This window comes from Sphingomonas glacialis, from assembly GCF_014653575.1.
Taxonomy (GTDB): domain Bacteria; phylum Pseudomonadota; class Alphaproteobacteria; order Sphingomonadales; family Sphingomonadaceae; genus Sphingomonas; species Sphingomonas glacialis.
Genome location: NZ_BNAQ01000001.1, coordinates 893,504 through 908,085 on the forward strand (window position 1 = coordinate 893,504; position 14,582 = coordinate 908,085).

Consider the following 14,582-nt stretch of genomic DNA (forward strand, 5'->3'; position numbering starts at 1 on the left):
TCAGCCGACCACCAGCGCGGCCAGCGCGGTCTCATTGCCAAGCAGATGCACGAGCCCCGGCGCCGGTCGCGCGATCCCGTGCGGCCCAAGCGCGGCAAGCGTCGCCGCATCGGCCGCGGCGTCGTTGCGGAGCGCGATCCGCAACCGGCCATGATGCCGTGAACTGCCCGCGATATTGCCCGAACCGCCCAGCGCCGCGATCAGCCGGTCCGACAGCACCAGCGGGGCCGTCTCGTCCGCCACCGGCGTCGCCGCCGCGACGTCGCCCATTGCCAGCGCGTCGCGGATCTCGACCGCCACCAGGTCGGCGATCGGGCCCAGCACGACTTGCAGTGCGGTGGCAGAGGGACGGATCACCCCACGCGCACCGAGCGCCTTCAACGCCGCCTCGTCGACCGCGGCCTGATCGCGCACCACCAGCCGCAGGCGCGTCGTGCAAGCGCTGACCGTGGTGAGGTTCGCGCTGCCACCAAGCGCTTGCGCAAACGCGCGTCCGCGCCCGCCTGCCGCGACCGGCGGCGCGCTCGTCGGCGTACCGAGCAGCGGCTCGCGACCCGGCGTCGGCAAGTCGAAGCGCCGGATGAAGAAGCGGAACAGCCCGTAATAGAGCAGGAAATACACCGCCCCGACCGGCAACAGCAGCAGCGGCCGCGTCGCCTTGCCGTAATTGAGGACATAATCGAGCAGCCCGGCCGAGAAACCGAAGCCGAGCTTCACGCCGAGCAGATCCATCACCGCCATCGACAGGCCGGTCAGCAGCGCGTGGATCACATACAGCAATGGCGCGAGGAACATGAAGCTGAACTCGATCGGCTCGGTCACCCCGGTCAGCGCCGAGGTCAACGCCAGGCTGAACAGCATGCCCCCAACGGCCTTGCGCCGGTCGGGCGCGGCGGCGTGATACATGGCGAGGCACGCCGCGGGCAGGCCGAACATCATCACCGGGAAGAACCCCGCCATGAAGCTACCCGCGCTCGGATCGCCGGCGAAGAAACGCCGCAAATCGCCGGTCGTGCCGTGCCAGTCGCCGACGACGAACCAGGCGACGTTGTTGAGGACGTGATGCAGCCCGGTCACCAGCAGCAGCCGGTTGAGCACGCCGAACGCGAACACGCCGGGCGCCCCGGCGCTGGTCGCGGCAAAGCTCAGCGCGTCGATCCCGCCGCTGATCGTCTGAAAGCCGAAGCCGACCACCATCGCCAGCAGCAACCCGGCCAGCCCCGCCACGATCGGCACGAAACGGCGCCCACCGAAGAAAGCGAGATATTCTGGCAGCTTGATCGTCGCGAACCGATTGTAGAACAGGCCCCCCACCAGCCCCGAGAGAATGCCGATCGGAACGTCGAGCCGCGCCATCACCTTGGCCTTCCACGCCGTGACCGCGAGATCGATCGACGCACCGGTGAACCCGGCGGCGGCCTCTGGCGGAACGCTCAGCAAGGTCTTGCCCGCCTCGGTCGTCACCAGGAAGCAGGTCACGCCGGCGAGGCACGCCGCGCCATTGCCGTCGCGCGCAAAACCGGTCGCCACGCCGATCGCGAACAGCAGCCCGAGATGCGCGAAGATCGCCTGCCCCGCCGCGCCGATGAACGGCAGGCCGTGGAGATCGGGCTGGCCGAGCCGCAGCAGGAGCCCGGCAATCGGCAGAACGGCGATCGGCAGCATCAGCGCCCGACCGAGTGGCTGGAGCGCGCCGAGGATCGATTTCATGCCGGCATCTCCTGGGGGGCGAAGGCGCGCGCGAGCGCGCGGATGTGATCGGCCGAGGTGCACTCAAGCGCTTGCGCGGCGTGCGTGCGGCACGCGGCGAGCGTCAGGCCGGCGACCAGCGCCTTGATCGTCGGGATCATACCCGGGGTCGCGGACAATTCGGTCACGCCGAGCCCGAGCAGGATCGGCACCGCGAGCGAATCGGAAGCGAGCCCGCCGCACACCCCGGTCCAGCGCGCATGGCGCGCGCCACCCCGACACGTCTCGCCGATCAGCCGCAGGACCGCGGGGTGGAGCCCGTCGAGCGCACTCGCCACCGCCGGATTGGCGCGGTCCATCGCCAGCGTATATTGCGTCAGGTCGTTGGTGCCGATCGACAGGAAATCGGCCTCGCGCGCGAGCAGGTCGGCGGTGATTGCCGCCGCCGGGGTTTCGACCATGATGCCGAGCGCAACGGGCTCGGCGATCGCCAGTTCGCCACGAAGCCGGTCAAGTACGGCACGCACCGCGCGCAGTTCCTCGATCCGCGCCACCATCGGCAGCATGATCCGGCACTGGCCGATCGGCCGCACCGCCAGGATCGCGCGCAACTGGTCTTCGAGCAGATCGGGATGCGCCAATCCGACGCGGATACCGCGCAGGCCGAGCGCCGGGTTTTCCTCGGGCGCGATCGGCAGATAAGGCGCGGGCTTGTCGCCGCCGATGTCGAGCAAGCGGACGATCAACGGTCGCCCATCGAGCGCGTCGGCGATCGCCTGATACTCGGCGGTCTGTTCGGCCACGCTCGGCGGTGTCGCGCGTTCGAGGAACAGGAATTCGGTGCGCAGCAACCCGCAGCCTTCGGCCCCGTTCGCCACTGCCGGCGCCGCCTCGGCGCGATGGCCGAGATTGGCGACCACTTCGATCCGCGCGCCATCGGCGGTGTGGCACAGCGTATGCGCACGCGCGAGCGCGTCGGCGCGACGCGTTGCGGCAACGGCCTGTGCGCGTTCGGCTTCGGCGAACTGCTCGGCCGAGGGTGCGGTGTGCAACAGGCCGGCCGAGGCATCGAGGATCACGCGCGTGCCCTCGGCCACGCCCTGCAAAGCCGAACCGATCGCGACCAGCGCGGGCACGCCCGTCGCCGCGGCGAGGATCGCGACATGCGAGGTCGGCCCGCCCTTGGCAATGCACAGCCCGGCCAGCCCTGCGCCTGCCGCGAGGAAGTCCGAGGGCATCAGATCGTCGGCAAGCAGGATTGTCCCGGCGGGATACTCCACCGTGCCCGACTCCGCCCCGGCGAGCCGCGCCAGCACCTGTCGTTCGAGATCGAGCAAATCATCGGCGCGCTCGGCGAGGCGGGCATCGCCGCCGCCGCGCAATGCGTCAGCCTGCGGCCGGATCGCGTTGCGCCAGGCATGGCCGGCGCTTTCGCCACGCGCGATCCCGGCGTGCGTCGCATCGAGCAACGCCGGGTCGCCGAGTAGCGCGGCATGCGCGTCGAGAATGGCGCGCGCCGCGCCGCTCGCCGCGACCGAGCGCTCGGCGAGCTCACCAGTCAGCGCGGCATGTGCGGCCCGGAAGGCGGTTTCCTCGGCAGCAATGCCATTGCCTTCGAGCGCAACCTCGCGGTCGACCGCACGGTGATGCCGCACCGTCCCGATGGCGATGCCGGGCGCAGCGGTGACACCGGCCAACGCGCCGTCGGGCACGTCGCGGGGCATGACCGCGGCCGGCGCTGTCGGTGCCGCCACCGGCTCCTCCATCCCACTCTCGATCAATCCGACCAGCGCATCGAGCGCCGCCAGCGAATCCTGCCCGCTCGCGATCAACCGCACCGTATCGCCCCGTCCGATGGCGAGTGCGAGCAGCGCGGTCGGGCTCGTCGCCGGAGCCCCCTGCCCGTCTTTCTCGAGCGTAATGGTCGCCGTAAAACTGCGCGCCAGCATCGCGATCCGTCCGGCGGGGCGCGCGTGGATGCCGTGCGGCAGCGCGATCTGGAGCAGGCGCGTCTCGGTCGGCCCCGTCGCATCGGTGGCCAAGGTCTCGCCGAGGCCACCGCTCAACGTCATCAACGGCGCGCCGACTTCGATCAGGCCGACATCGGCGGTGCGCTCGACCGTGATCCCGACGCCCTCGACGAGCAGGATCGGCGTCACCACCGCGCGCGCTTCGCGCACCAGCAAGTCGAGATCGAAGTCGATCAGCGGATCGCCCGCCGCCACCACATCGCCGACCGCGACACGCGCGGTAAAACCGCGCCCGCCCAGCGCGACGGTGTCGATCCCGAGATGGATCATAATCTGCGCGCCGTTATCGGCTTCGAGCGTCACCGCGTGGTGCGTCGCCTGCAAGCCGACGATGCGCCCGGCGCACGGCGCGAACAGGCACGTACCGGTCGGATCGATCGCGATCCCGTCGCCGAGCATCCGGCCGGCGAACACCGCGTCGGGAACGTCCTCGAGCGCAGTGACCCAGCCTTGCAGCGGTGCGAACAGCAGGATCGGCGCCATGGTCTCTCCTAGAAAGGTAGGTCGTGCTCAGGCCGCAACCGATGGCGGCGGAGCGTGCGCGGCGATCTCGCCGGCGATGACCGTCGTCACTGCATGGAGACCGGCGTCGAGCTGCACCCAATCGGCGCGGCGTCCGGTCGCGATCGTGCCGCGTTCGCGCGACAGGCCGAGGAATGCGGCGGGATTGGTCGCCGCCATTGCCGCGGCTCGTTCCGCAGGCACGCCGAGGCGGTCCACGGTGTTGCGCACCGCCGCCGCCATATCGAGGTCGGACCCGGCGAGCGTGCCATCGGCGCCGACGCAGCGCCCGCCCTCGACATGGATCTCGCGCCCTTGCAGCACGAAGCTCTTGGTCGCCGCGTTGACGCACGGCATCGCGTCCGACACCAGCATCATCCGGTCGGCCGGTCGTGCGCGCAGCGCGATCCGCAGCACGGCATCGTCGACATGGAAGCCATCGACGATCAGCCCGCAATAGACATAGCTGTCGTCGAGCGCCGCACCGACCACGCCCGGTGCACGGTGGACCAGCGGCGACATCGCGTTGAACAGATGCGTCACGCCGGTCACCCCGGCGGCGAACCCAGCGGTCGCCTCGGCATAGGTCGCGTCGCTATGTCCCAGGCTGACCAGCACCCCGGCCCGCGCCAGTGCCGCGATTCGATCGGCCGGCGCCAGCTCGGGCGCGAGCGTCACCATCACCTGGCCGCGCCGCGGCTTGAGCAGCAGCGCCATCAGCGCATCGTCGAGCGCACCGAAATGCCGAGGATCGTGGATCCCCTTGCGCGCGATGTTGATCACCGGGCCCTCGATATGCGCACCAAGCACGCCCGGCACGCCCGCCGCGATCGCCGCGTCGGTCGCGTCGAGCGCTTGCGCGATCGCTTCGTGGGTATCGCTGATCAGCGTCGGCAGGAACGCGGTTGTGCCGAACGGGCGATGCGCATCGCCGATCGCGGCAATGCCCTCGACACTCAGCGCGTCGTTGAAGAGGACGCCGCCGCCGCCATTGACCTGTGTATCGATGAAGCCGGGCATCAGCCAACCGCCGTCGAGATCGATCGCTCCTGGACCGGCGCGGTCGACGATCGCGACGATGATACCGCCCTCGACGTCGACCATCGCGTCGCTGAGCACCCCACGCGGCGTGACGATATGACCGTTGACGAACGAATGCGAAGTCATAGCGTAATGGTTACCTTGCTGAGGTGGCTTGGCGCGTCGGGATCATAGCCGCGCGCCCGCGCGAGCGCATCGACCATGCGATAGCAGCGCTGGATCATCAGGATCGGCTCGATGGCGGGATGACCGTGCAGCGCGGGCACCGCGGCGGCATCGCACAGCGCGACGTTCGCGCCGCGCGCGGCAAATTCGGCCGCGACCGCGCGAACGTCGTCGCCCGCCCGGTCCGAGGTGGCAAAGGCCAGGATCGGGAACCCCGCGCCGACGATCGCCATCGGACCGTGGCGCACTTCGGCGGCGCTGAACGCTTCGGCATGCAGCCCGCAGGTTTCCTTGAGCTTGAGCGCAGCCTCCTGCGCGATGCCGAGCCCCAGCCCGCGACCGATCACGAACAGGTTGGTCGCCGGCCGCAGCATCGCCGCGGCCTCGGGCCAATCGAGCGTCCAGGCGTGCGCCAGCGTCTCGGGCAGTCGCGCGACCGCGTCCTGCAAAGCCGCATCCTCGCGCCACGCCGCGACCAGCGCGGCGAGCGCGGCGAGCGCGGCGATATACGATTTGGTCGCTGCGACCGACCGCTCGACCCCGGCCGACAGCGGCACCAGCGTATCCGCCATCTGCGCGAGCGGAGATTCCACATCGTTGACCAGCGCCACCACGTGGCCGCCGGCTGCCTGCTGTGCTGCAACCGTGCTCAACAGGTCGCTGCTGCGCCCGCTTTGCGAGATCGCGATGCACAGCGCCCGCCCTGCCGCGGCCGGGGCATGATAAACCGAGGCGACCGAGGGTGCGGCCGAGGCGACCGGCACGCCGAGATAGGTTTCGATCAAATATTTGCCAAAGGTCGCAGCATGGTCGGACGACCCGCGCGCGCACGTCACCACCACCGCCGGCGGCGCGGCGCGCAGCCGCGCGCCGAGCGCAGCAAAGGTCGCTGCATTGGCGGCGAGCATCCGCGCAACCGCGTTGCCCGCGTCGGCGGCCTCCTGGAACATCAGCGTGGCGCCCGCAGGCTCTGGAGACTTGGTTTCGTGCATGCCCGATCCATCTGCGAGGTCAGGCTGGATAGGTTGTATATTGGTATTACTCAAGGGGCGGACCGCAACTTTTCAGCGAGCGCGGCAACCTGCGCGACATCGGTGTCGCCCGCTTGCGGACCGAGGAAGCCGAAACGCCGTTCGGCAAGCTCCTCGGCGACATCGTGGAGCGTCCGCGCCGAGGCGTGGACTTCGCGGATTCCGGTCGCGAGAAGCGCCGGGACAGTCGCGGGGGTGACCCCGCTCCCGGCAAGCAGGACGATCCGCCCTGCGGCCTGCACTTGCAGCGCGGCGAGCGTCGCCACGCCGTCGATCGCGCGCGGCGCACAGCCCGAGGTCAGGATCCGATCGAACCCGAGCGCGATCGCTTGCTCGAGCGCCGCCGCCGGATCGGGCACCAGATCGAACGCGCGATGCAGCGTGAGCGACAGCGGCACGCCCCGCGCCGCGCCAAGCGCGCGGGCCAGTGCGATCCACTGCGCCAGCAGCGTCGTATCGAGGCAATAGTCCGGGGTCGACGCGCCGATCACCACCCCCGCAAGCCCGGCCTCGGCAGCATCGCGCATATCCCCGGCAATCAACGCCTGCTCGGCCGGACCATAGACGAACCCGCCCGCGCGCGGCCGCGCCAGGAGATGAACCGGCAAAGGCGCCTCTGCCGCCGCACGGATCAGCGAACCTGGCGGCGTGAGCCCCCCGACCGACAGCGCCGCGCACAGTTCGATCCGATCGGCACCACCCGCCACCGCCGCGCCGATTCCGGCGACGGTCTCGACGCACACTTCGAGCATGACCCGGTCCTTCACTCTGTGCCGCCTATGCCTGGAACAGCGACGCCGCTTTGTGGATCACCGTATGTCCCGCCATGTCGGTCACGGCATAGGTGAACCCCGGCAGCAAACAAAAGGCGCCGACATTTCCGCGCGGATCGAGCGCGAGGAATCCGACCTGCACGCCGCGGATCGCAGCGCCGCGCAGGGTGGCGATGTGGCGCACGACCTCCTCGCATGCCGCTTGCGGCGATCGCCCCGCGCGCATCGAGGCGATCACGCGCGCGCTGCCCGCGACACGAGTCACTTCTTCGCCGAGACCCGTCGACGTCGCGCCGCCGACGCCCGCCTCGACGAACAGCCCGCTACCGACCTGCGGCGAATCGCCGACCCGCCCGCGCATCTTGAACGCCATGCCCGAGGTGGTGCAGGCGCCCGCCAGCCGGCCCCGCGCATCGCGCGCGAGCAAGCCGATCGTGTCATGATCGAGCGCCCCGCCAGGCGTGTGGAAGGGCGCATTCTCGCTGTTCGCCTGCGGGCTATAGTGCGCGGTCTTGAGCCACTCGCGCCACGCCTTCTCGGATTCGGGGGTCAGCAGCGTCTGTTGCGGAAAACCCTGATCCTTGGCGAACCGCGTTGCGCCGGCACCGACCAGCAGCGTGTGCGGCGTCTTCTCCATCACACGTCGCGCGACCGAAATGGCGTGCATCGTATCCTCGAGCGCGGCGACGGCGCCGACTTGCCCGGTGTCGTCCATGATGACCGCGTCGAGCGTCACATGGCCATCGCGGTCGGGATAGCCGCTATAGCCGACCGAGTGATTGTTGGGGTCGGCCTCGGGCACCATCGCGCCCGCCTCGACCGCATCGAGCAGCGAGCCGCCACGCCGCAGCCGCGCGAACGCCGCGTCATTGGCGGCGGCGCCGAAATCCCAGGTCGACACGATCTGTGCACTCGCGGGCGCGCCAGCACCGGTCGCGCCAAGCACCTTTGCAGCGGGCCACGCGCCGGCCGCTGCGCCAACCATCGCAAGCAATGATCTTCTACTGGTCATGCCGTTCCCCTTCGCTACCGATGATGCGATCATGCCACATGCCACATAAATGTCAAAAGAGGTTCGGTCTGGTATCATTTAGGTATTGACTGACTAGCAATTCCAATAGAACCTACTGACCAGATGTGGTGACGCAAAATGCGCGCTGCTGGTCGAATTAGGGGAAGCTCCATGGTGTTCCGACATTCCGTATCCTTGGGCGCGCTGAGCGCGGCACTGGTCTTTGCGACCCCCGCGTTCGCGCAACAAACGTCAGCGGATTCGTCCGCGAGCCAAGACCAGTCGACCGCGACCCGCACCGCGGTGATGACCGGCCAGGCCGCCCCCGAGGAAACCGGCGCCGACATCATGGTGACCGGCACGCGCATCCCATCGCGTCCCAACATCACAGCAGCAGCACCGATCACGTCGGTCACCTCGGCCGACATCAAGGCACAGTCGCCGAGCAACATCGAGGAAGTGCTCAACCGCCTTCCGCAGATCTCGCCCGACAGCCAGCAGAACTACCAGGATTCGGATGGTCGCCAGCGCATCAAGCTGCGCAGCCTCGGCTTCGAGCGCACGCTGGTCCTGGTCGACGGCAAGCGGCTCGGCACGCAGAACGGCGAAGACGCCGGCATCATCCCGGTCTCGCTGATCGAGCGCGTCGACGTGCTGACGGGCGGCGCCTCGTCGGTCTACGGCTCGGACGCGGTCGCGGGCGTGGTCAACTTCATCCTGAAGCCCGACTTCAAGGGCATCCGCGTCGACGCCAACTATAATTTCTACAACCATATCAACCGCGCGAACATCGTCACCGATCAAGCGCAGAAGAACGGCTTCCCGACCAATACCGGGATGGTCACCGATGGCGGCCGCGCCGACCTGACGCTCACCGCCGGCACCGCCTTGTTCGACGACAAGCTGAAGGTGTCGGGCTTCGTCAACTACAAGCACGCCGACCTCGTCCCCTATGGCAACCGTTCGACCTCGGCGTGCCAGCTCATCCAGACCGGCAAGGACGGCCCGCTCAGCTGCTCGCTGTCGAGCTATTCCAAGAGCGGCTACATCTCGCCGCGTTCGGGCGCGAACAACGGCACGGCCTATATCAACAATCCGGATGGCACGCGGACCTTCGTGCCGTACGGCCCGGGCCCCAACAATGCCGCCAACCCATACGACAACTATTCGTATCAGCGCGCCGACGAGCGCGTGAATGCCGGTGGCTTCGCCTCGCTCAAGCTGTCGCCCGAGATCGAGTTGTACGGTTCGGGCCTGTGGTTCCGCGACAAGTCGACCAACAATGTCCCGACGCGCGTTTTCGCCTACAACAACTATGGCTCGACGCCGTACCAGGTAAACTGCAACAACCCGTATCTGTCAGGCTCGCAGGCAACTGCATTGTGCGGCGCGGCGGCGGGCACCAGCGCGCTGGTCCCGCTCGACATTCGCTATCGTCTTAACGCGCCCGACCTGGTCGACACCTATATCAACACCGGCATTCGTGCGACCGGCGGCGTCCGCGGCAAGATCGGTACGGCGTGGACCTACGATGTCGGCGGCGTCTATGCGCGCAACCAGCAGGACTGGATGCCGGCAACGCTGCCGAACTTCAGTCGCATCAACCAGGCGCTCAACGTCGTCAACGTCGGCGGCACGCCGACCTGCGCGGTCGGCGCGGCGGCCGGCTGCGTTCCGTTCGACGCGTTCAGCGCGGGCAACGCCAACCAGGCGTTCGTCAACTTCATCTCGGGTGGCGTCGATCCCGAAAAGCAGCGCACGGTCAATACCCTGACCAACGTGCTCGCCAACGTGACCGGCGACCTTGGCAAATACGGCATCACCTCGCCCTTCGCCGAGCAGGGTCTCGCCTTCGCGGCGGGCGTCGAATATCGCGAGGACCGCCTGACCTCGGTCGGCAACGCGGCGTTCCGCGCCGATTACGGTGGGTCGGATTCGAACCTCAGCCAGCATGTCTGGGAAGGCAATATCGAGCTCCAGGCGCCGCTCGTACAACACAAGCCGCTCATCGAGCAATTGCAAGTCAATGGCGGCTTCCGCCTGTCGAAGTACAATACCAATCCCGACAAATTCACGACGTGGAAGCTCGAGGGCCTCTATTCACCGGTCCGCGACATCGTGCTGCGCGCCTCGTTCAACAAGGCGCAGCGCGCGCCGACGGTGACCGAGACGTATCAGGCGACCAACATCAACTTCAGCAAGCAGGGCGGCTCGCAAAACGATTTCTGCGCGCCCGTCCCGCGCCTGATCGCCGATCCGGCGCGTCCCGGCCAGACGATCACCACCACCGCGCCGCTCGCGTCGCAGGCGGTGTGCCGCGCGACTGGCCTGTCCGACGCGCTGTATGGCAGCGCGCTGCTGCTGTGCCCGGACAATCAGTGCACGGTCCGGTCGGGCGGCTTCACCGCCAGTCCCGAGACCGCCTACACCCAGACCTATGGCATCATCCTCAAGCCAAGCTTCATTCCTGGCCTGGTCCTGTCGGTCGATCGCTATCGGATCAAGATCAACAACTCGCTCGGCTATAACGACGACAGCTATTACACCGATGGCTGCATGCGTTCGAACGGCGATCCGTTCTTCTGCTCGGGGATCGTCCGCGCTGCCAATGGCACCTTGTACGCAACTGCCAACACCAATCCGACCAGCGGCTTCATTCGCGCGGGCACGACCAATTATTACTTCTCGATCTCGCGCGGCTATGATTTCCAGGGGCAGTACGGCGTGCGCCTGGGCTCGGTCGGCAAGCTCGACATGAGCTTCAACGGCTCGCTCACCACCTTTGCCGGCGGCCAGGATTCGCCGCTCCAGCCGCAGCGCAACTGCGCGGGCTATTATGGCAATGGCTGCAGCCAGCTGCTGCCGAAGTGGAGCCACGGGCTGCGCACGACCTACACGACGCCCAACGGCGTGTTCAACGCCTCGTTCAACTGGCGCTATGTGGGTTCGTTGACGAGTGCCAACAATTCGGGCGATCCTGCAATCGGCGGCACGCCCGACCGCGCGCAGACGACCTTCTATCGGATCGCTCCAATCAGCTATTTCGATCTCGCGCTGACCTTCAACATCGCCAAGCGCTACAGCCTGCGTCTCATCTCGAACAACCTGCTCGACAAATCGGCGCCGATCCTGCCAAATTCGTACGACATCAGCCTCGCGCGCAGCAACACCATCCCGGCGCGCTACGACAGCCTGGGCCGCAACATCGCGATCGGCTTCACCGCCAACTTCTGACGATCGGTGTAGGGGCGTGCAAACGCCCCTACACTTCGTCCGCAGCGATCGCGTGGACGTCAGTCCGTCAGGACACCGAACCTCGCACCCCATCGAGCGTATCCGCTCGTCGTGCCGATCACCGCAAGTCGCTACCCGCCTGCGCGCTTGATCCACCCACGCCATTCGCGCGACGGAGCGACCTCGCATCGTTGCCGACAATCGCGTAGCGTCCTCCGCTCAACGAGGGGACGCACCAGATGACATCGCACCGCCTGATCGCCTTGCTTGCGGGCCTTGCCCTCGCCGCGCCTGCCGTCGCGCACAGCGAAACGCTGCCAGTCGTGCAGACCGACACGGGCAGCGTTCGCGGTGCCCTCACCGAGGGCGTCGCCAGCTGGAAGGGTATTCCCTTTGCCGCGCCGCCGATCGGCGCGTTGCGCTGGCGCGCACCGCAACCCGCATCGCCGTGGACAGGCGTACGCGACGCGACCGCCTATGCGCACGACTGCATGCAGCTGCCCTTCCCCAGCGACGCCGCCCCTCTCGGCACGCAGCCGGCCGAGGACTGCCTCTACGCCAATGTCTGGAAACCCGCTGCGGCGGCTGCCAAACTGCCGGTGATCGTGTGGATCTATGGCGGCGGGTTCGTCAATGGCGGGGCCTCGCCGCCGACCTATGCCGGCGCGGCGCTCGCGCGGCAGGGGGTCGTCTTCGTCAGCTTCAACTACCGCGTCGGGCGGTTCGGCACCTTCGCTCTGCCGCAGCTGACCAAGGCCAATGCCGACGGCGGACGGCTCGGCAATTACGGCATCATGGACCAGATCGCGGCGCTGCAATGGGTGCGGCGCAACGTCGCGCGCTTCGGCGGCGATCCGGCGAACGTCACGATCATCGGCGAAAGCGCCGGCGGCCGCTCGGTCCATGCGCTGGTGACGTCGCCGCTGGCTTCCGGTCTGTTCGCCAAGGCAATCGTGATGTCGGGTGGTGACGCCGCCGTCGAGCCCGGCAAGCCGCTCGCGGCCGCCGAGCAGATCGGCATGACCTTCGCCAAGACGCACGGCATCGACCCAACCGCGCCCGATGCGCTCGCCAAATTGCGCGCGTTGAGCGCCGACCAAGTCACCGATGGGCTCAGCTTGATCGAGCTGTTCCAACCCAAGCCCGGGCCGGCCACGTATGGCGGCCCCTTCACCGACGGAACAGTGGTGGTCGATACGCGGCAGGCCTATACGACCGGGCGCTTCGCCAAGGTGCCGATGTTGATCGGCGCGACGAGCGCCGACATGGGCGGAAAGACCGGAGGGATGATTGCCGGCGCGCGCGATATTTCGGCAATGCTCGCCGAGGCGGGCGTGCCGGTCTGGGGGTATCGCTTCAGCTATGTCGCCACCTCGATCGGCAAGCCCGGCGCCCAGCACGCGACCGATATTCCATTCTTTCTCGATACCGCCGCGATCAAATATGGTGCTGCGACGACCCCCGCGGACGTCGCGGTCGCAAAGACGATCAGCCGCGCGATCGTCACCTTCGCCAGGACCGGCACGCCCAACGGCGCGGGCCTTCCCGTCTGGCCGCGCTACACACGTGCGAACGACATGATCATGGACTTCGGCGCAGACGGCAAAGCCGACGCGCACCGCGATCCCTGGGGTGCGGAGATCGACGCAGGGCGCACCGCTGCGGCAGCGCCGGCGAAATAAGCGCGCCGGTCAGGCAGCGAGCGCGGTGTCCTGGACATACACCGTGTTTCGCCCCGCCTGCTTCGCGCGGTAAAGCAGCAAGTCCGCGGCGGCGATCGCGTCGAGCGCCCGGGTCCGCTGCGTCAGCACGATCCCTGCAGAAAAGCTGATCGGAGCAAGCGCTTCGCCTGATTCCCGGATCCGGAACGCGCGCTTCTGCAGCGCCTGGTTTGCGGTCGCGATGATCTCGTACGCCTCATCGAGCGTGACGCCGTCCATCAGGATGACGAATTCCTCCCCACCCCAGCGCGATACGACGTGCGGTGCGCAGCTGCGCGCAATCGACTCGGCAACCGCCTTGATCACGCGATCGCCGACGGGATGCCCGTGGCGATCGTTGATCGCCTTGAACCGGTCGATATCGCAAATCGCCAAGGCGAGCGGCGCATCGCCCGGCCCCTTGGTGAGTTCGGCAGCGAACCCACGCCGATTGGCGAGCCCGGTCAGCGAGTCGCGCAGCGCATCGTTCTGCGCGGCGGCGACTTCGGCATGCAAGGCGTCGATCTCCTTCAACGCCGCGACGAGGTTGCGCTCGGCATCGCTCGACCGCGCGATCATCGTCGAGATCGTCCGCGCGATCGGCAGCGATTCGACCTCGATCTGGTCGAGCTCTGCTGTGAGATCGCGCCCGAACTGCCCGGTGACCGACACTGCATCGGAGGCCAGGTCGTGGAGCTGAAGCGTCTGGTGACGCAACCGTGCGCCGGTCCTGGTTTCGGCCTCGGGCGCGGCCTCTGGCGAAGCTCCCTGCGTTCGTACCAAGGCGTGATAGGCGCCGAGGATATAATCGGCCTGGTCCTGGCGCAGCTTTGCACCGGTCGTCAGGACGCCGTCGACCGAGCGGGCGGCAAGACTTTCGGGATCGGTGCGATAGAGGAACCCCAGTTCGTAATTCCCCGGAGTCGGATCGAGCGACTGATCGTCAAGAAATGCGAGGACACTCGCAGCGATCTCCTTGAACGGCGTGCCGCTCTCAGAACCGTCCATCACCCCCTGTTGCGTCCGCCCGAACTTCATGACCTGCCCCGTTTCCCGCAGCCATGGTACCGACAGCGGGTTAATAACGGATGCAGAACGATGTGAAAATCGTTGCCGCGGCGGTCCCTTTATTCGACGCCGTTCCACGTGCCGAACACGTCGAGCATTTGCGGCGTGAGCCAGCCGAAATGGAAGTTGAGCATGTAGAGCGACCACAGGATCGTCGCGAGGATCGTCACGCGCTTGGCGATCCGACCGGGGTTGAATTCGTGCGGCGCGCTTTCGGCCTGGCCGGGGATGCGCTCGACGCCGGCTTCATCACTGGTCTTCACGCCGAATGGCAGCACGAAGAACACCGAAAAGGCCCAGAACAGGAAGTAGATCGCCAGCGCCGAAGTCCACCGCAT

The 14,582-nt window shown here is 67.7% G+C and carries 10 protein-coding genes; 2 read left to right on the plus strand and 8 right to left on the minus strand.

From position 1 onward, the window contains the following. From nagE to IE187_RS04275, 6 genes are read right to left on the minus strand one after another with little or no spacing between them, the layout of a single operon-like run. Positions 1–1,710, minus strand: coding sequence for an N-acetylglucosamine-specific PTS transporter subunit IIBC (nagE, locus tag IE187_RS04250; protein WP_189675222.1), 1,710 nt, complete (start codon positions 1,708–1,710; stop codon positions 1–3). After that, positions 1,707–4,202: a phosphoenolpyruvate--protein phosphotransferase gene (gene ptsP / locus IE187_RS04255; protein ID WP_189675223.1), complete on the minus strand. Its 2,496-nt coding sequence runs from the start codon at positions 4,200–4,202 to the stop codon at positions 1,707–1,709. Before ptsP ends, nagE begins: the two co-directional genes overlap by 4 nt. 27 nt (positions 4,203–4,229) lie before the next feature. Further along, positions 4,230–5,387, minus strand: coding sequence for an N-acetylglucosamine-6-phosphate deacetylase (nagA, locus tag IE187_RS04260; RefSeq protein ID WP_189675224.1), 1,158 nt, complete (start codon positions 5,385–5,387; stop codon positions 4,230–4,232). Next, positions 5,384–6,418: an SIS domain-containing protein gene (locus IE187_RS04265; RefSeq protein WP_189675225.1), complete on the minus strand. Its 1,035-nt coding sequence runs from the start codon at positions 6,416–6,418 to the stop codon at positions 5,384–5,386. The genes nagA and IE187_RS04265 overlap by 4 nt, the downstream gene beginning before the upstream one ends. Before the next feature lie 50 nt (positions 6,419–6,468). Beyond that, the gene (locus IE187_RS04270) at positions 6,469–7,224 is read right to left on the minus strand and encodes a copper homeostasis protein CutC (protein WP_229839219.1); all 756 of its coding nucleotides are present in this window, start codon (positions 7,222–7,224) and stop codon (positions 6,469–6,471) included. Positions 7,225–7,234: 10 nt separating this feature from the next. Next, positions 7,235–8,242 (minus strand): glycosylasparaginase, encoded by a 1,008-nt coding sequence (locus IE187_RS04275; RefSeq protein WP_189675226.1) that lies wholly within the window; start codon positions 8,240–8,242, stop codon positions 7,235–7,237. Positions 8,243–8,413: 171 nt separating this feature from the next. Here IE187_RS04275 and IE187_RS04280 point away from each other — a divergent pair, with 171 nt between their 5' ends. Both IE187_RS04280 and IE187_RS04285 read left to right on the plus strand, forming a co-directional pair. Then, positions 8,414–11,476 carry a TonB-dependent receptor domain-containing protein gene (locus IE187_RS04280; RefSeq protein WP_189675227.1) on the plus strand — a complete coding sequence of 1,021 codons (3,063 nt, stop codon included), beginning with the start codon at positions 8,414–8,416 and terminating at the stop codon, positions 11,474–11,476. Between the two features lie 239 nt (positions 11,477–11,715). After that, positions 11,716–13,158, plus strand: a complete 1,443-nt coding sequence (locus tag IE187_RS04285; RefSeq protein ID WP_189675228.1) for a carboxylesterase/lipase family protein — start codon at positions 11,716–11,718, stop codon at positions 13,156–13,158. A 9-nt stretch (positions 13,159–13,167) separates the two neighbouring features. Here the strand turns inward: IE187_RS04285 and IE187_RS04290 are convergent, their stop codons facing one another. Together IE187_RS04290 and IE187_RS04295 are read right to left on the minus strand one after the other, a co-directional pair. Then, entirely contained in the window at positions 13,168–14,214 is a 1,047-nt protein-coding gene (locus tag IE187_RS04290) for a GGDEF domain-containing protein (protein ID WP_189675229.1), read from the minus strand. A gap of 89 nt (positions 14,215–14,303) precedes the next feature. After that, a complete protein-coding gene (locus IE187_RS04295; protein WP_133189345.1) occupies positions 14,304–14,582 on the minus strand; it encodes a DUF1467 family protein in 279 nt (92 codons plus the stop codon).

Coding starts and splice junctions, on each gene's coding strand:
- IE187_RS04290 (WP_189675229.1), bottom strand. CDS start 14,214: ATGAAGTTCGGGCGGACGCAACAGGGGGTGATGGACGGTTCTGAGAGC.
- ptsP (WP_189675223.1), bottom strand. CDS start 4,202: ATGGCGCCGATCCTGCTGTTCGCACCGCTGCAAGGCTGGGTCACTGCG.
- nagE (WP_189675222.1), bottom strand. CDS start 1,710: ATGAAATCGATCCTCGGCGCGCTCCAGCCACTCGGTCGGGCGCTGATG.
- nagA (WP_189675224.1), bottom strand. CDS start 5,387: ATGACTTCGCATTCGTTCGTCAACGGTCATATCGTCACGCCGCGTGGG.
- IE187_RS04280 (WP_189675227.1), top strand. CDS start 8,414: ATGGTGTTCCGACATTCCGTATCCTTGGGCGCGCTGAGCGCGGCACTG.
- IE187_RS04265 (WP_189675225.1), bottom strand. CDS start 6,418: ATGCACGAAACCAAGTCTCCAGAGCCTGCGGGCGCCACGCTGATGTTC.
- IE187_RS04295 (WP_133189345.1), bottom strand. CDS start 14,582: ATGCGGTGGACTTCGGCGCTGGCGATCTACTTCCTGTTCTGGGCCTTT.
- IE187_RS04275 (WP_189675226.1), bottom strand. CDS start 8,242: ATGACCAGTAGAAGATCATTGCTTGCGATGGTTGGCGCAGCGGCCGGC.
- IE187_RS04285 (WP_189675228.1), top strand. CDS start 11,716: ATGACATCGCACCGCCTGATCGCCTTGCTTGCGGGCCTTGCCCTCGCC.